Origin of the sequence: Sphingomonas aurantiaca (genome assembly GCF_003050705.1) — a bacterium.
GTDB lineage: Bacteria > Pseudomonadota > Alphaproteobacteria > Sphingomonadales > Sphingomonadaceae > Sphingomonas > Sphingomonas aurantiaca.
Window position 1 is genome coordinate 168513 of the sequence record NZ_QAOG01000004.1, and the last position, 17426, is coordinate 185938.

At 68.2% G+C, this 17426-nt stretch carries 12 protein-coding genes; 6 read left to right on the top strand and 6 right to left on the bottom strand.

Annotated features, from left to right (window positions below):
• The first annotated feature begins 14 nt into the window (after window positions 1-14).
• On the top strand, window positions 15-3029 hold the full coding sequence (locus C8J26_RS12440) for a glycosyl hydrolase family 28-related protein (protein WP_208631389.1): 3015 nt from the start codon (window positions 15-17) through the stop codon (window positions 3027-3029).
• Here C8J26_RS12440 and C8J26_RS12445 read toward each other — a convergent pair.
• Genes C8J26_RS12445 through C8J26_RS12460 form a run of 4 tightly spaced genes read right to left on the bottom strand, consistent with a single transcriptional unit; the run spans window position 2959 to window position 8643 of the window.
• Window positions 2959-4245: an SGNH/GDSL hydrolase family protein gene (locus C8J26_RS12445; protein WP_107958384.1), complete on the bottom strand. Its 1287-nt coding sequence runs from the start codon at window positions 4243-4245 to the stop codon at window positions 2959-2961. The two genes, C8J26_RS12440 and C8J26_RS12445, sit on opposite strands and share 71 nt — an antisense overlap.
• Window positions 4242-5432, bottom strand: coding sequence for an endo-1,4-beta-xylanase (locus C8J26_RS12450; RefSeq protein ID WP_244185291.1), 1191 nt, complete (start codon window positions 5430-5432; stop codon window positions 4242-4244). Before C8J26_RS12450 ends, C8J26_RS12445 begins: the two co-directional genes overlap by 4 nt.
• A gap of 36 nt (window positions 5433-5468) precedes the next feature.
• On the bottom strand, window positions 5469-6482 hold the full coding sequence (locus tag C8J26_RS12455; RefSeq protein WP_107958386.1) for a sugar kinase: 1014 nt from the start codon (window positions 6480-6482) through the stop codon (window positions 5469-5471).
• 46 nt (window positions 6483-6528) lie between these two features.
• Window positions 6529-8643 carry an alpha-glucuronidase family glycosyl hydrolase gene (locus C8J26_RS12460; protein WP_107958388.1) on the bottom strand — a complete coding sequence of 705 codons (2115 nt, stop codon included), beginning with the start codon at window positions 8641-8643 and terminating at the stop codon, window positions 6529-6531.
• Window positions 8644-8776: 133 nt separating this feature from the next.
• Between C8J26_RS12460 and C8J26_RS12465 the strand changes: the two genes are divergently transcribed.
• Genes C8J26_RS12465 through C8J26_RS12485 form a run of 5 tightly spaced genes read left to right on the top strand, consistent with a single transcriptional unit; the run spans window position 8777 to window position 16529 of the window.
• A complete protein-coding gene (locus tag C8J26_RS12465) occupies window positions 8777-11167 on the top strand; it encodes a glycoside hydrolase family 3 N-terminal domain-containing protein (RefSeq protein ID WP_107958929.1) in 2391 nt (796 codons plus the stop codon).
• A 10-nt stretch (window positions 11168-11177) separates the two neighbouring features.
• Window positions 11178-12389 (top strand): D-mannonate dehydratase ManD, encoded by a 1212-nt coding sequence (gene manD / locus C8J26_RS12470; protein WP_056411162.1) that lies wholly within the window; start codon window positions 11178-11180, stop codon window positions 12387-12389.
• Window positions 12383-13669, top strand: coding sequence for an MFS transporter (locus tag C8J26_RS12475; protein WP_244185313.1), 1287 nt, complete (start codon window positions 12383-12385; stop codon window positions 13667-13669). Before manD ends, C8J26_RS12475 begins: the two co-directional genes overlap by 7 nt.
• Window positions 13666-15078 (top strand): glucuronate isomerase, encoded by a 1413-nt coding sequence (gene uxaC / locus C8J26_RS12480; RefSeq protein ID WP_107958390.1) that lies wholly within the window; start codon window positions 13666-13668, stop codon window positions 15076-15078. Before C8J26_RS12475 ends, uxaC begins: the two co-directional genes overlap by 4 nt.
• On the top strand, window positions 15075-16529 hold the full coding sequence (locus C8J26_RS12485) for a mannitol dehydrogenase family protein (protein WP_107958391.1): 1455 nt from the start codon (window positions 15075-15077) through the stop codon (window positions 16527-16529). The genes uxaC and C8J26_RS12485 overlap by 4 nt, the downstream gene beginning before the upstream one ends.
• Window positions 16530-16579: 50 nt before the next feature.
• Here C8J26_RS12485 and C8J26_RS12490 read toward each other — a convergent pair whose 3' ends face one another.
• Together C8J26_RS12490 and C8J26_RS12495 are read right to left on the bottom strand one after the other, a co-directional pair.
• On the bottom strand, window positions 16580-16843 hold the full coding sequence (locus C8J26_RS12490; RefSeq protein ID WP_107958393.1) for a hypothetical protein: 264 nt from the start codon (window positions 16841-16843) through the stop codon (window positions 16580-16582).
• 191 nt (window positions 16844-17034) lie between these two features.
• Complete coding sequence (locus C8J26_RS12495; protein WP_244185292.1) at window positions 17035-17391, bottom strand: hypothetical protein; 357 nt, start codon at window positions 17389-17391, stop codon at window positions 17035-17037.
• Window positions 17392-17426 lie beyond the last annotated feature (35 nt).

Genomic DNA, 17426 nt, shown 5'->3' on the forward strand with positions numbered 1-17426 from the left:
GGGACAGGATCACCATGACGATGAAATGGCTGCTGGGCGGCGCGGCTTTGCTGCCGCTGCTGTCCCCCGTCGCGGCATTCGCGAAGACGAGTTCGGTCTATCTCACCCGCCCCGACGATCCGCGCGCGGTGACCGTCAAGGGCGTCGGCGACGGTCGCGCCGATGACAGCGTCGCGCTGCAACAGGCGATCGACTCGGCGGCGGCGGGTGGACAGGGGGGCGGGCAGGGCGGCGTCGTGTTCCTGCCGTCGGGCCGGTACCGGATCAGCCGCACGATCTTCGTCCGGTCGGCGGTCCGAATCTTCGGGATCGGGCCGACCCGTCCCGAGATCGTCCTGGGCGATAACAGCGCGGGCTACGCATCGGGCGTCGCGGCGATGCTGAGTTTCACCGGCGAGGATCAATACAAGGTCGGCAAGGCGCCGGTTCCGCCCCCCACCAGCGTACCGTTCGATCCCGCGATCTTCGATGCGACCTCAAGCACCTTCTATTCCGCGCTGTCGAACATCGATTTCCGGATCGGCGACGGCAATGCGGGCGCAGTCGCGGTGCGCTTCCGCGTCGCGCAGCACGGCTATCTGCGGCATGTCGATTTCCACATCGGCTCGGGGCTTGCCGGGGTCTACCAGGCGGGCAACGAATTCGAGGATTTGCGGTTCTTCGGCGGTCGCTACGGGATCATGTCCGAAAAGACCTCGCCCGCCTGGCAGTTCACGCTGATCGATTCCGAATTCCAGGGCCAGCGCGACGCCGCGATCCGCGAGCATGAGGTCGACCTGACTCTGGTCAACGTCGCGATCCGCGATACGCCGGTCGGCATCGAGATCGACCGCGGCTATTCGGATTCGCTGTGGGGCAAGAACGTGCGGTTCGAGAATGTCTCGCGGGCCGGCGTGATCGTCTCGGCCGAGAACAGCGTCTTCACACAAATCGGTTTTGACGACGCCACCGCGGTCGATACGCCGACCTTCGTCCGGTTCCGTGAGAGCGGCAAGACCGTGGCCGGGGTCGGGCGGCGCTACCGCGTGGCGGATTTCTCCTATGGCCTGAAACTGCCGGGGCTCGGCAAGATCGGCGACTATGCGACCGACGTGACGATGGCGCCGCTGGCACGCGTTCCGGCGCGAACCACGCGGGCGATCCGCGCGCTGCCGCCGGTCAGGGACTGGGCGAATGTCCGCGATCTGGGCGTGAAGGGCGACGACACGACCGACGACACCGCCGCGCTGCAACGCGCGATCGATACGCACCGCGTGCTCTATTTCCCCACCGGCCGCTACCGCGTGTCCGACACGGTGAAACTGCGCGCCGACAGCGTGCTGATCGCGCTCCACCCCGGGCTGACGCATCTTTACCTCGTCGACCAGACGCCGGGTTATGCGGGTGTCGGCGCGCCCAAGGCGCTGGTCGAGAGCGCGCGCGGGGGCAATGCGATCGTCTCCGGGCTCGGCCTGTGGACCGGCGGCGTCAATCCGCGCGCGACCGCGCTGCTGTGGCGTGCGGGCGAGGCGTCGATGGTCAACGACGTCAAGATTCAGGGCGGCGGCGGCACCGCGCTGACCAAGGGGAGCCCGATCGGCTTCGGCGATCCGCGGGCGCGCTTCGACGGCCAGTCGCCGAGCATCTGGGTGACCGATGGCGGCGGCGGCACGTTCGCGGCGATCTGGTCGCCCAACACCCTGGCGTCGGCGGGCTTCCACGTATCGAACACCAAGACGCCGGGGCATGTGTACCAGCTGTCCGCCGAGCATCATTATCGCGCGGAAATCGTCCTCGACCATGTCGAGAATTGGGAGTTTCTCGCGCCGCAGACCGAGCAGGAGGTGCGCGACGGGGTCGATGCGATCTCGACCGAGATCCGGGATTCGCGCAACATCCTGTTCGCCAATTACCACGCGTATCGCGTCACGCGGTCGATCAAGCCGATGGACGCCGCGGTGAAGCTGTACGGGGCGGGCGACATTCGATTCCGCAACGTGCACGTGAACGCCGAAAGCGGGTTTGCGAGTTGCGACGCGAAGGGCTGCGGCACGTATATACGCGCGAGCAAATATCCGTTCGAAAACGCGATCAAGGACATGACTGGGCGGCAGGAGGTGCGCGAGCGCGAGTTTGCGCGGCTCGACGTGCCGCCGGCGCCAACGACCGCCGCCCTCATATCCGCGCCGCCGGTGTCGCCGGGGATCAGGACACTCGTGGACGGCTTCTATTCGATCGGCGGGGGGTGTTGGTGGGGGAAGGACTTCTACTTCATCGACCGGCATTTCCAGCGGATCTATCGCTGGACCGACGCGGGCGGGCTGTCGATCGTGACGGATGCGCCGAGCGATGCGGTCAGCCTTGCGGTCGATCGATCGGGACATCTGCTGGTGCTGTCGTCGGCCGGGCGCGATGCGACCGTCTACAGCCTCGATCCTGCCAGGCCGGACTCGATCCGGGTCATCGCGCCGACCGCTGTCTCGGGGACGCCCGCGGCGACTTTGCTTCCCGGCAACGTCTGGGCGAACGGCGAGTTCGCCGACCGGATCGATCCCGTGACCTACCACTATCCGACGATGGCCGAGCTGTTCGCGACCAAGATGGGCGAGGCCAAGCCGCAGGAATATCGATCGCCCGACGGATCGCTGGCGCTGCCCGCGTTCCGTGTCTGGAACCAGGGGCCCGACGATCACCAGGGGTGGCGCTGGTCAGACACGCTCGACGCCTATGGACTGGTATCCGCCGCGCCCGGAGCGCGCGTCGTCCTGACCAACGCCTCCGAGAACCGGACCTATGACGGTCTCGTCGGTGACCAGGGACGAGTCACCGACCTGAAGGTCATCGCCGAGCGTGGCGGCGAGAGCGCGGTCCGCGACGGCAGTGGGCGGCTGTATGTCGCGAACGGGCAGGTGTTCGTCTATGCCGCCGACGGCACGCAGCTACGCCGTATCGACATGCCCGACCGCCCGCTGCAGCTCGTCATCGGCGGCGCGGACGGGCGGACGCTGTATGTGCTGACGCATCACGCTTTGTACGCGGTGGCGATCTGAACAGCGCGAGCGGCACGGCCTCGCCCATCCGGCGATACCCGGCTTCGGAGGGGTGGAGGTGATCGCCCGAATCGACTGCGGGGTCGAGCCGGATGGGCTGCGCCGGATCGCGCATCACGCGGTCGAAGTCGATTACCGCGTCGAACACGCCCGACGTGCGGACGAACGCGTTGACCGCCTGGCGATCGGCTTCGGTCGCGGGGCCGGGGTGATAATAGTCGTTGCCGCCAAACGGCATGATCGTCGCACCGATCACCCTTATGCCGTGCGCGTGCGCGCGCGCGACGAGTTCGGTGTAGCCGGTGGTGATCTGCGTCACGAGCGCGGTATGCGCCGCCGGTGTCGCGGGGGCCTCGCGCGTGAGGACGCCGAGATCGTTGACGCCTTCAAGCACGATCGCCCAGCGGACGCCGCTGCGCGCGATGACGTCGCGATCGAACCGCGCCATGAGGTTGGGGCCCAGCCCGTCGAGCAGGATGCGGTTGCCGCCGATCCCGGCATTGACGACGCCGATGCCGCGCGAGGCCGGCACGCGCCGCAAGCGCTCGGCGAGCACGTCGGTCCAGCGCGTGTTCCGGTTCGGCTTGACCCCGTATCCGTCGGTGATCGAGTCCCCGATCGCGACGATCGTCGCGGCGTTTGCCGGGCCCGAGACTTCGAGATCGGCGAGCGCGTACCAGTGCGTGGCCTGCGCGGCGCCCGCCAGATCGGCGTCGGCGACGTGATCGCCCGCGAGCGTATAGCTGATCGCGCGCGCGCCTGGATGGCCGGTCTGCGGCGCGGCGGCTTCGGGCAGATACAGGCTGATGGCGAGATCGGCGCCGGCTGCGAGCGGCAGCGCGACGGGATCGGAATAGAGTTCGGCGCCCGCGGGGATGACGGCGTCGGCGCGGCCCGAGAAGGTCAGCCGCATCCCGCCGGCGATCTGGCTGGTCGCAGGCGCCGCGCTCCGGGCGACATGACCGGCGCCGATGACCAGCGGCCGGGTCCCGAACGCGTTGGACAGCCGGACGCGGATGCGAGTCCCGCCTGCGGAGATCCGGATCACCTGGCGCAGCGTGATCGCACGCGCCCGATCCGCGGGCAGCGCGTTGTCGCCGTCCGCGATCATCTGCGACGATCCCCAGCTTGCGATCCAGGTGTGTGCGGTATCGCGAGCCTCCGCGCTGGCGCTCAGCAGGCATGCGCTTAGAAATGCTATGGTCCAGCGGCTCATCGGCGGTGTCCTTGGCCGTCGGCGACGGCGTTCGAGGGGGCCGGCTTCGGGGCTGAGGCTAGCGCGGCGGCGATCGCCGTGCGCATGGGCTTGGCGACGAACCGGTCGTCATAGGGGCAGGGACGGCGGCGCGCCGTGTCGGGGCGGGGCTCGAACCCCTCGATCCAGCTGTAGCGGTCGGACAGTCCCCATAGAAGAATATCGCGGACCGAAGGGTAGGACAGCATCAGATCGAGATAGCCGCGCGTGAAATCCGCCACCGCGCGATCGCGTGCACCGATGTCGGCCGGGAGTTTGTTGTCGCGAACGTCCAGTTCGGTGATGACGAGGCCGTACCCCATCGCGGTCACCGCATCGAGGAAGCGACGCCATTCGCCCTCGAGCGCAGCCGTTGCAGCCCGCGCGTCGGGGCCCTGCGTGACGAGGTGCGACTGTACCCCGAGCGAGTCGACGGGGACGCCACGGCGCTTGAAGCCTTCGAGCAATGCCAGCACGCCGGCGCGGTGCTTCGCGTTGCCGGGTTCCCAGCTCATATAGTCGTTATAGACGAGCTCGGCGTGGGGGGCGGCGGTGCGCGCGGTGTGGAAGGCGAGGTCGAGCGTGGCTTCGGGACCGCCCAGCGCGCGCGACAGCGCGGTCTGGTACAGCGTCGAGTCCGCCGGGTTCACCGCCTCGTTGACGACGTCGTAGCTGCCGATCCGCGTGCCGTAGCGACCGCAGACGGTGGTGATATGCTCGACGAGCAGCCGCGCCGCCGCCTGTGCGGGGTTTGCGCCGAAATCATGGTTCTCCTCCCAGCGCGGCATCCATTTCGGCTGATGCCAAAGCAGGTTGTGACCGCGCACGGGCAGGCGCTTCGCCGTCGCCCAGGCCATTATCGCGTCCATATGTGTGAAGTCGAAGCTGGTCGCGCTGGGCCGGATCGCCTGCCACTTCATCTCGTTTTCGGGCACCAGCAGGCCGCAGTCGCGCGCCAGCAGCGCGGCATAGGCCGGGTTGGCGAACGATCCGCGATCCGCGCCCGGGCGGCCCCATGCGACGCAGGACCCGAGGCGCATGCCCTTGCTCGCGGCGATCGCCTGCAGGCCGGGCATGCTGCCGGCCTGCGCGAGCGCGCCCCCGGCGGTGCCCGCCGCGACGGCGAGCCCGCCCAGCATCGTCAGCCCGTCGCGTCGCGTGATCTCCACCGAACTCTCCCTCTTCATAGTCGTCATCGTGGCTGTTCAGCGGCGGACGTCGAACCCGCCTTCACGGAACGTCGCCAAGTCGCGCGGCGTCGTTTCGCTCTGGTCGCCGGGGGTGGCGTGCTTGAGCACCGCCAGCGCGAGCCCGGTCTGCGCGGCGCGCTCCGCTCCCTCGGCAAGGTCTGCGAGGACGCCCGCGGCGAAGGCGTCGCCGGTGCCGATCCGGTCGACGATCCCCGACACCTCTACCGCGTCGGTCTCGATGACGTCGGTCGGCGTGTCGATCCGCGCGCGCAGGATGTTGCACCCGGCGTCGCGGACCTCGCGCGACATCGAGGCGATGTGGCGCAGGTTGGGGAAGCGGTCGAACGCCGCCAACGCTGCGTCGCGACGGCCCTGCGGCGTGGTTCCGTCCATCGGACGGCGCAGCAGCAGCGCGATGTCGCGATGATTGCCGAACAGCAGATCGGCGCGGTCGACGAGCGGGAGGAGGATGGCGGCGGGATCGTCGCACCATTTCGCCCACATGCTGGCGCGGTAATTGCCATCGAACGACACCGGCACGCCGACCGCGCGCGCCGCAGTCATTGCCGCGAGACAGACGTCCGCCATCGCCGGACCGATCGCCGGGTTGATCCCCGACAGATGCAGTCGCGCGGCGCCCCCCAGCAGCGCGTGCCAGTCATAGGCGGTCGCCGAGGTCGTCGCGAACAGGCTCTGCTGGCGGTCATAGACGATCGCCGAGGCGCGCAGCCCTGCGCCGGGCGCGAGATAATAGAGGCCCAGCCGCCCATCCCCGCGCAGGATCCGCGAGACGTCGACGCCCGTCCGGCGCAACGCATCGATCGCCGCATCACCGACGACGTCGTCGGGAACCGCGGAGATCACGCCGCTGCCGATGCCGAGGCGCGCCAGCGCGACCGCGACATTGGCCTCCGCGCCGCCGAAATTCGCGTCCAGCCGCGCCTCCCGGAACAGGGGGCCATGCCCCGGCGGCGAGAGCCTGAGCAGCAGTTCGCCGAAACAGAGTATCGGTCCATCGGTGCGTGTCATCGATCAGCCTTTCGCTCGGTCACCGTGCATCCACTGCGCCGGCGGATCATTGCGGGTTGCCGGGTGCGTAGGGAAAATGCTGCGCCTTGTACCAGGCCAGGTCGTGCGCGGGGGCGGCAGTGCCTGCGGGAATCGGCAGGCCGTTGACCGACATCCAATAGGCGAGGCTCGCGTCGCGCCACCACTGCGCCTCGCGCTGCTGGACCGCCAGATACGTCGCGGTCTTCGTCCAGCGTGCCGAGTCGATCGAGGGCTTCAGCGCATCCCATTGGCGGCGCATGCTCGCGACATAGCCCACCCCCTGGTCATAGTCGCCGACCATTTCGGCCCACAGCGTGCGACCCGAGGCCATCCGGCGATCCCATGCGACATGGTGGAACCAGAGGAGCTCGCGTTCGGGGGTGGTCGCCGGGTTTGCCAACTGGCGTGCCAGAGCGGGGCTGTACTGCGCGATCGCGTCGCTGCCGGTCTTCGTCCGGTCGAAGCCGATGCCTGCTTTGTCGGCGCGGTGGTAATAGACCGGGTTCCATTCGGGGCGCTTGAGATTGGCCACCCACGGCCCCGGACCATAATGATGGCCGGTCGCCATGACGTGCGCGAGCCCGAGCGGCGTCATGTAATCGACCACCGCCTCGCGCGAGCCCATCATCATCGCGACCACCGGATCGACGATCTTGGGTGAGGGCGCGAAGGTCATCGCCGCCCACTCGCGCGCGACGGGGGCGGCACCGAGCGTCGGATCCCACGCCATCCGCCCGAACGCATACCAGTTCGCCTGATTGAAGGTGGAGCCCGCCCAATCGCGGTCGCGTCCGATATTGGCGACGCCCGCCATGCCGGTCAGCGTATGATGCTCGACCGAACCGTCGACGACCTTGGCGACGGTCTCGCCCGGTGTCTGCATCGTCTCGCTGCCGAGCGTCTCGGCGAACATCGGCCCGAGATAGGCGAGGTGAGTTGCAAAGCCGAGATATTCCTTGGTGATCTGGAATTCGATCATCAGCGGCGTCTTGGGCATCGCGCCGAACAGCGGATGGAACGGCTCGCGCGGCTGGAAGTCGATCGCGCCGTTCTTGACCTGGACGATGACATTGCTGGCGAACTTGCCGTCGAGCGGCTTGAACTCGGTATAGGCCTGTTTCGCGCGATCCTCGGGGTCGGTCTCGGCATAGACGAACGCGCGCCACATCACGATCCCGCCATGCGGCGCGACCGCGGCGGCGAGCATGTTGGCACCGTCGGCATGGGTGCGGTGATAGTCGCGCGGGCCGGGCTGGCCCTCGCTGTTCGCCTTGACCAGGAACCCGCCGAAATCGGGGATGCTGCGATAGATCTCGTCGGTCTTCGCCTTCCACCATGCCGCCACCTGCGGGTCGAGCGGGTCGGCGGTCTTCAGCCCGCCAAGCTCGATCGGGGCGGAGAAGCGCGCCGACAGATATACCTTGATTCCGTACGGCCGGAACACATCGGCCAGCGCCGCGGCCTTGGCGATGTACGGCGCGGTGAGGCTGTCCGCCTTCGCGTTGACGTTGTTGAGGACGGTGCCGTTGATCCCGATCGAAGCATTGGCGCGCGCGTAATCGGTGTAGCGCGGGTCGCGGAAATCGGGGAGCGTCCACCAGTCCCACAGCGACGCGCCGGCATAGCCGCGCTCGACCACGCCATCCAAATTGTCCCAATGGTTGAGCACGCGCAGCTTGACGCGCGGGGTCGATGTCAGGTCGATCCGGTCGAGGCTGCCACCGGTCTGGAGGTGACGCAGCAGCGCGAAGCTGCCGTAGAGTACGCCGCGATCGGTGTTGCCGGTGACGAGCAGGGTGCGGCGGTTGCCCAGCGTGACGTAGCCGACCCGGTAGCCCTCGTCACCGAGCGCGGCGAGCGGAAGGCGGAGTGCGGCGACGTCGCGATCGGTGGCGGTGGCGAGCAGGATCGTCGGGGCTTTGGTGGCGAAGAAATTCGAGCGCCGCAATTCTTCGCCGGCGGCGCGAAGGGTGGGCGTATCGCCGCGTGCCTCGATCTTCAGCGCACTGCTTGTTGTCGCGGGGGTGCGATACCGTAGCCAGAGGTCGTAGCCGTCCTCGGCATGCGCCGGTCCGGTCAAACCAATTACCGCTGCACACAGCAGCGCGAACTTACCGATCGATCGACCGAATGCCGTCATAATCCTCTCCCGCCGTTCCGCGCCACATTGACAGGATCGCGGATGATCAGCCATGTTATCGCTATCACGACGACGGCTTCGACAGCAATGCCGCGTTTAACATTAGGAGAGAATGGTGTCCGGCACGAAGACAATGACGACCGCGCCGGCCCTCCAACCGACCCGCCGCGACCTTTTCGCGCTGTTCGGATCGGTGTCCGTCGCGGGGCTCATTCCCGGTGTCGCGCAGGCGGCCGCCGCGCTTCCGATCTACCGCGATGCGCGCGCACCGGTCGACCTGCGCGTGCGCGATCTGATGGCGCGGATGACGCTGGAGGAAAAAGTTGGCCAGACCATTTCGCTCTGGGCGACGAAGGCGGACGTGATGACACCGGGCGGGCTCGAGTTCGACCCGGCGCGCGCGACTGCGGCGTATCCGGCAGGGTTCGGTCAGGTGACTCGGCCCTCCGACAAGCGCGGCGGCCCGTCGGTCGCGGCGGTCGCGGGCGGCACCGGCGCGCAGTGGCGCGGGTCGGCCTCGACAATCGCGTTCGTCAACGCGGTTCAGCGCTGGGCGCGGGGCACGCGGCTCGGCATCCCGGTGATCTTCCACGAGGAATCGCTGCACGGTTACATGGCGCCCGATGCGACGATGTTCCCGCAGGCGATCGGCATGGCAGGCGCGTTCGATCGCGACCTGATGCGGCGCGCGCAGGCGATCATCGGCCGCGAAGTCCGCGCGCATGGCAGCCATTTGTCGCTGTCGCCGGTCGTCGACATCGCGCGCGATCCGCGCTGGGGGCGGATCGAGGAGACGTTCGGCGAGGACCCGTATCTGTGCGGCGAGATGGGCGTCGCCGCGGTCGAGGGGCTGCAGGGCGACAGCCGGACGCTGGCGCCGGGCAAGGTGTTCGCGACGCTGAAGCACATGACCGGCCACGGCCAGCCGCAGGCGGGCAACAATATCGGGCCTGCACCGATCGGCGAGCGTGAACTGCGCGAAAGCTTCTTCCCGCCGTTCCGCGCGGTCGTGACGCGCACCGGGATCGGCGCGGTGATGCCGTCGTATAACGAGATCGACGGCGTGCCGAGCCATGCGAACCATTGGCTGCTCGGCGACGTGCTGCGCGGCGAATGGGGGTTTTCGGGCGCGATCGTCAGCGATTACGGCGCGATCGAGGAACTCGACACGATTCACCACATCGCGCCCGACCTGGCCGGCGCGGCGCGGCTGGCGCTGGCGGCGGGGGTCGACAGCGCGTTGCCCGACGGGATCGCGTATCGGACATTGCCCGCGCAGGTGCGCGCGGGGACGGTGCCGATCGCTGCGGTCGACACCGCGTGCGCGCGGATGCTGGCGCTGAAGTTCCGCGCGGGGCTGTTCGAGGAGTCGGCGGTCGATCCGCGCGTCGCGGCTCGATTGACCGGCAATGCCGAAGCGCGGGGCGTTGCGCTGGAGGGGGCGCGGAAGGCGCTGTGCCTGCTGACCAATGACGGCACGTTGCCGCTGTCGCCCAAGGGCAGGATCGCGGTGATCGGTCCCAATGCGGCGATCGCGCGGCTGGGCGGCTATTCCGCGCCGCCGCGGCAGAGCGTCACGCTGCTCGACGGCGTGCGCGCGCTGGTCGGCAATGCCGCCACCATCGTCCATGCGCAGGGCGTGTTCATCACGCAGAGCGACGACCGATCGCAGGATGCCGTCCTGCTCGCCGATCCGGCCAAGAACCGCGCGCTGATCGCCGAGGCGGTCGAGGTCGCGCGTGGTGCCGACACGATCATCCTGGCGATCGGCGATACCGAGCAGACCAGCCGCGAGGGGTTCTCGGCGAACCATCTCGGCGATCGCACCACGCTCGACCTGATCGGCGAGCAGAACGCGTTGTTCGAGGCGCTGCATGCGCTGGGCAAGCCGATCGTGGTGACCGCGATCAACGGGCGGCCGCCTAGCTGGCCGACCGTGATGGCGAAGGCGAATGCGGTGCTCGAATGCTGGTATCCGGGGCAGGAGGGCGGCACGGCGATGGCCGAGGCGCTGTTCGGGCGGATCAATCCGGGCGCCAAGCTGCCCGTGACCGTGGTGCGCGAAGTCGGGCAGGTGCCGTTCTACTATAACCGCAAGCCGTCGACGCAGCGCGGCTATCTGTTCGCGGAGACCGCGCCGCTGTTCCCGTTCGGCCACGGGCTCAGCTACACGCGCTTCGAGATCAGCGCGCCGCGGCTGTCGGCGGCGAAGATCGGTGTCGCGGGCAGCGTCGGCGTCGAGGTCGACGTCGCCAATGTCGGGCAGCGCGCCGGCGACGAGGTCGTGCAGGTCTACGTCCGCGATCAGGTCTCGTCGGTGGCGCGGCCGCTGCTGGAATTGAAGGGCTTCGAACGCGTGACGCTGGCGCCCGGCGAACGGCGGACGCTGCGCTTCACGCTCGGCCCCGACGCGTTCGCGCTGTGGGACGTGGACATGCGCGAGGTCGTTGAGCCCGGGCTGTTCACGATCATGGCCGGCCCCGATTCGGCGCATCTGAAAACCGCCACCCTCGAAATCGCCTGAAGGACCCGCGATGCCCAAGATCGTTTCCGCCCGCGTCATCGTCACCTGCCCGGGGCGCAATTTCGTCACGCTGAAGATCACCTGCGACGACGGTACCACCGGCGTCGGCGACGCGACGCTGAACGGCCGCGAGCTGAGCGTCGCGAGCTATCTGACCGATCACGTCGTGCCGTGCCTGATCGGCCGCGACGCGCACCGGATCGAGGATGTCTGGCAGTATCTCTACAAGGGCGCCTATTGGCGGCGCGGGCCCGTGACGATGGCGGCGATCGCCGCGGTCGATACCGCGCTGTGGGACATCAAGGGCAAGCTGGCGGGGATGCCGGTCTACCAGTTGCTGGGCGGCGCGGCGCGCGATGCGTGCATGGTCTATGCGCACGCCAACGGCACGACGATCGAGGACACGATCGCGGTCGCCAAGGCCGAGCAGGCCAAGGGCTACAAGGCGATCCGCCTGCAATGCGGCGTGCCCGGCCTCGCCTCGACCTACGGCGTCGCCAAGCATGGCGCGCGCTACGAGCCCGCCGATGCCGACCTGCCGAGCGAAAGTGTCTGGTCGACCGAGAAATACCTCCGCGTCGTCCCCGAGCTGTTCAAGGCGGCGCGCGAGGCGATGGGCTGGGACGTCCACCTGCTGCACGACATCCACCACCGGTTGACCCCGATCGAGGCGGGGCGGCTCGGCAAGGCGCTCGAGCCGTATAACCTGTTCTGGATCGAGGATCCGACGCCGGCCGAGAACCAGGAGGCGTTCAAGCTGATCCGCCACCACACCACGACGCCGATCGCGGTGGGCGAGGTGTTCAATTCGATCTGGGACGCCAAGGACCTGATCCAGAATCAGCTGATCGACTATATCCGCGCGACCGTGGTGCATGCGGGCGGCATCACGCATCTGCGCCGGATCGCCTCGCTCGCCGACCTGTACCAGGTGCGGACCGGCTGCCACGGCGCGACCGACCTGTCGCCGGTGGCGATGGCGGCGGCGCTGCATTTCGGGCTGTCGGTGCCCAATTTCGGCGTGCAGGAGCATATGCCGCATACCGACGAGACCGATGCGGTCTTCCCGCATGCGTACAGCTTTGACGACGGCATGATGCATCCGGGCGACTCGCCGGGGCTGGGCGTCGACATCGACGAGGATCTCGCCGCGACCTACGACTATAAGCGCGCCTATCTCCCGGTCGCGCGTCTCGAGGACGGCACGCTGTGCAACTGGTGACCGGAGCCGCCGCCGCGCCCGAGAAGCCGCGCGGCAAAGTCCGCTGGATCGTCTGCTCGCTGCTCTTCGCGGCGGTGGCGCTCAGCTATATCGACCGGCTCGTGCTGCCCGTGCTGAAACCCGAACTCCAGGCGCGCTACAACTGGAGCGAGCAGGGCTATGCCGATCTCGCCATCGCATTCCAGGCCGCCTACGGCATCGCCTATGTGCTGTTCGGCCGGTTCGTCGACCGGGTAGGGGCCAAGATCGGCTACGCCGTCGCGGTGACGTTGTGGACGATCGGCCATGTCGCGCACGCGCTGTTCACCAGCGCCGGCATGATGATCTTCGCGCGCATCCCGCTCGCGATCGGCGAGGCCGGCGCGTTTCCCGCCGCGCTCGCTGCGGCCAATGAATGGTTTCCGCAACGCGAACGCGCTCTGGCGATCGGCATCTTCAACGCGGGCTCGAACATCGGGGCGATCCTGACGCCGCTGATCGTGCCGGTGATCGCGGTGACGTTCGGCTGGCGGATGGCGTTCATCGCGACCGGCGCGCTGACGGTGATCTGGCTGGTCGCATGGCTCGCTTTCTACCGCACGCCGCGCAAGCACCGCCGCGTCACGCCTGAGGAACTGGCCTGGATCGAGGCCGACCCGGTACCCGCCGCCAAGCCCGTCCGCTGGCGCACGCTGCTGCGGTTGCGGCAGACCTGGGCGTATATGCTCGGGCGGTTCCTGATCGATCCGGTGTGGTGGACGTTCCTGTTCTGGCTGCCCGATTTCTTCAACCGGCAGTACGGCGTGAAGATGCTCGATTTCGGGCCGCCGCTGGTCGCGGTCTATGTGCTGGCCGATGTCGGATCGATCGCGGGCGGCTGGTTCTCGTCGCGGTTGCTTAGCAAGGGCGCGACGCCGAACCGCGCGCGCAAGACAGCGTTGTTCGTGTGCGCGTTGTTCGCGCTGCCGATCATCTTCGCCGCGCAGGCCCCCGGGCTATGGTGGGCGGTCGCGGCGATCGGGTTGGCGTGCGCGTGTCACCAGGGCTTCTCTGCCAACGTCTATGCGATCCCCGGCGATCTGTTTCCGCGCGGCATGGGCGGGTCGGTGATCGGTCTGGGCGGTCTGGCCGGCGCATGCGGTGGCATGCTGATGGCCAAGTTCGCGGGCACGATCCTCGCCGGGGTCGGCAGCTATGGACCGATTTTCGCGGTTGCCGGTTGCGCCTATCTCGTCGCATTGCTGGTGATCCATCTGCTCGTCCCGCACTACACCCCCGTCGATCCGGAACGCCTTGCATGACCCAGCCGCTACGCCTGCACCCAGACCGCCTTTTCCCTGCCGACATCCGGACGCGCGACATTGCGCGCGCGCTGCATGCGGGCGTGAAGGACCTGCCGATCGTCAGTCCGCACGGCCATACCGACCCGGCCTGGTTCGCGCGCGACGAGGCGTTCAGCGATCCGGCATCGCTGCTGATCGTGCCCGATCACTACGTGTTTCGCATGCTCTACAGCCAGGGCGTGCCGCTCGACGCGCTGGGCGTGCCGACGGTCGATGGCAGCCCCACGGAAAGCGACCCGCGGAAAATCTGGCGGATCTTCGCCGACAACTATCACCTGTTTCGCGGCACGCCGTCGCGGATGTGGCTCGACTGGGTGTTCGCCGAGGCGTTCGGGATCGACGTCCGCCTCGAACCCGCGACCGCGGACCTGTATTTCGACACGATCGATGCGGCGCTCAAGACCCCCGCATTCCGCCCCCGCGCGCTGTTCGACCGGTTCGGGATCGAGCTGATCGCGACGACCGAGAGCCCGCTCGACCCGCTTGAGCACCATGCCGCGATCCGCGCGAGTGGGTGGCAGGGGCGGGTCGTCACCGCCTATCGCCCCGACCCGGTCGTCGATCCCGACACGCCGGGCTTTGCCGCCAACGTCCGCCGCTTCGGCGAGACCGCGAACGAAGACGTCGGCAGCTATGCGGGCTATCTGGCCGCGCACCGCTTCCACCGCGCGCGGTTCCGCGCGGCAGGCGCGACCTCGACCGATCATGGCCATCCGTCGTCGGCGACCGCGGACCTCACCCCCGCCGAAGCCGAGTCGCTTTATGCGCGCGTCATGGCAGACCCGACGGCTGCGGAGGCCGAACTCTTCCGCGCGCAGATGCTGACCGAGATGGCGGCGATGTCGGTCGAGGACGGGATGGTGATGCAGCTTCACCCCGCCGTCTCGCGCAGCCACAATGCGCAGGTGCTGGCACGGTTCGGTCGCGACAAGGGCGGCGACATCCCGCTGCCCGGCGAATTCGTCCGCGCGCTGAAACCCTTGCTCGACCGGTTCGGTAACGATCCCCGGCTGACGCTGATCCTGTTCACGCTCGACGAGGACACCTACTCCCGCGAATTGGCGCCGCTTGCCGGGCATTATCCGGCGCTGCGGCTGGGGCCGCCCTGGTGGTTCCATGACAGCCCGGAGGGGATGCGCCGGTTCCGCGAGCGCGCGACCGAGACCGCGGGCTTCTACAACACGGTCGGGTTCAACGACGATACGCGGGCGTTCCTCTCGATCCCGGCGCGGCACGATGTCGCGCGGCGGATGGACTGCGGGTTTCTCGCGCAGCTGGTGGTCGAGCATCGGCTCGAGGAGGACGAGGCGCATGAGGTCGCGCGCGCGCTCGCCTATGATCTCGTCAAGCAGGCGTATCGGCTGTGAGATTGTCGCAGGAAACGCTCGACCGGCTGCCCGCGGGCGTCGTCCGGCCCGGCTATGACCGGTCGCGCGTGACCCGCGGCGTGGTGCATCTGGGCATCGGCGCGTTCCACCGCGCGCATCAGGCGGCGGTGTTCGAACAGGCGCTGGCGGCGGGGGACCTGCGCTGGGGAATCACCGGCGTGTCGCTGCGATCTGCCGGCGTGCGCGATCAGCTCGCGCCGCAGAACGGACTCTATACGCTCGTGGTGCGCGACGGCGCGGGCGAGCGGTTGCAGGTGATCGGCGCTGTGATGGACGTGCTGGTCGCGCCCGAGGATCCGGCCGCGGTCGTTGCGGCCCTCGCGTCGGTGGACACGCATATCGTCACGCTGACGATCACCGAGAAGGGGTATAAGCTCGATTCCGCGACGGGGCTGTTGCAGGTCGGCGACGCTGACGTCGCGCACGACCTGGCCTCGCTCGATGCCCCGCGAACTGCGCCCGGGTTTCTGGTGGCCGGGCTGGCGGCACGGCACGCGGCGGGTCTCGGTCCGCTCACGATCCTGTCGTGCGACAATCTGCCGCATAACGGTACGCTCCTGCGCGATGCAGTGCTGGCGATGGCGGGGGCGCATGACCCGGCCTTGCGCGACTGGATCGCCGCTGCAGTGACGTTTCCGCAGACGATGGTCGACCGGATCGTGCCGGCCACGACGGCGGACGACATCGCTGCGACGCGCGCGACGCTGGGTGTCGAGGATCAGGCGATGGTGAAGGCGGAGCCGTTCACCCAGTGGGTGATCGAGGATCGCTTTGCGGGCGAACGGCCCGATCTGGCGGCGTTCGGTGTCCAGCTGACCGATGCGGTGGCGCCGTGGGAGGATGCGAAGCTGCGGCTGCTCAACGGTGCGCATTCGGGGATTGCGTATCTGGGCGGGCTGGCCGGGCTCGATTTCGTGCACGAGGTGGTCGCGCGGCCCGAGGGGCGGGCGTTTGTCGAGGCGTTGTGGGACGAGAGTGCAGCGACGCTCGATCCGCCCGCTGGGCTCGACATCGCGCAGTATCGCGGGGCGTTGATGGCGCGGTTCGCTAACCCGGCGCTCCAGCATCGCACGCGGCAGATCGCGATGGACGGGTCGCAGAAATTGCCGCAGCGGCTGTTGGCGCCGATGGCGGAGCGTTGCGCGGCGGGGCTGCCGGTCGATGCGCTCGCGCTGGCGGTGGCGGCATGGATGCGGTGGCAGTCGGGCGTTACCGATGCGGGGGAGGTCTTCGCGATCGACGACCCGATGAGCGACCGGCTGGGAAAAGCGGTCCGCGATGCGGGGACGATGCAGGAGCGTGTCGACGGGCTGTTCGGGCTGTTGTCGTTTAGGCCCGACTCGGAGCTGCGCGTGTTGGTAGCTGCCAAGCTGGCGGCGCTGGAAAGTTCGGGGGCCATGACGGCGATCGACGGGCTGCGCAGGGCGTAGCGCCGTCGATCGGCGACACGAAAATGGGCCGGGGTTACCGGCCCATTCGCTTAGTTGCTGTCGGAGTTGTCGTCTTCGTGATCGATGATCAGATAGGCGACGCCCGCGAGGATGCCTGCGCCGATGACGATCGGAACGATGCTCGACTCCTGGAGGCCGGCAAGCTTGCTCGACTTCGAAGTAGCCGTGCCGGTGCGGACCGACGATGCGACCGACAGCGACTGCGCGGGGTTTGCAACAGGCGCTGCGTTCGCTGCGACCGGCAGTGCGGTCATAGCAACGGCGGAAACGCCGAGAATCCAAGATTTAATCATAAGTCACTCTCTCATGTACCAGCCGAAGCGGCTGCCCATACTGCAACGGTTCGGAGTCGCGGCCGTTCCCACCGTCGAGTCCGCCATGCCGGGCAATCCGTAGGGGAAAGCGGGTAAGTGACTGTATCGCCTGCGAGGATTTGCTGCATTGCGGAATGAAATATTTTCCGCCGCCGGGAATAGGTTGCGGGTCAGGTGCCGGCTTCGCGGGTGGCAAGTCCCGGTTTGGCGGGATCGATCGCGTCATGGTCTCGATCGTCATGGTAGCGGACGGTCCATTGGGGATGTCCGGTCGGGCTTAGGACGATATCCGGCAGACCGACCGGATCGCTACCGGTCTCGACCCAGCCTGCGCCGTGGCACGCATCGCAGGTCGTGCGACGGCAGCGGAAGCTGACGAGATCTATCTCGGTGTTCCATTGCCCGCGGCCGCGACAGACGGGACATAGCGCGTCGAGCGTGCCGGTCCGCGACTGGAGCGGGATCGTGTCGAATGCGTTCGGACTGTCCGGACCGTCGCAAAAGACGATATTGCTGGCGTGGGGCATGCAACCTACTTGATCGAGAGGGTCCATCGGCGAGG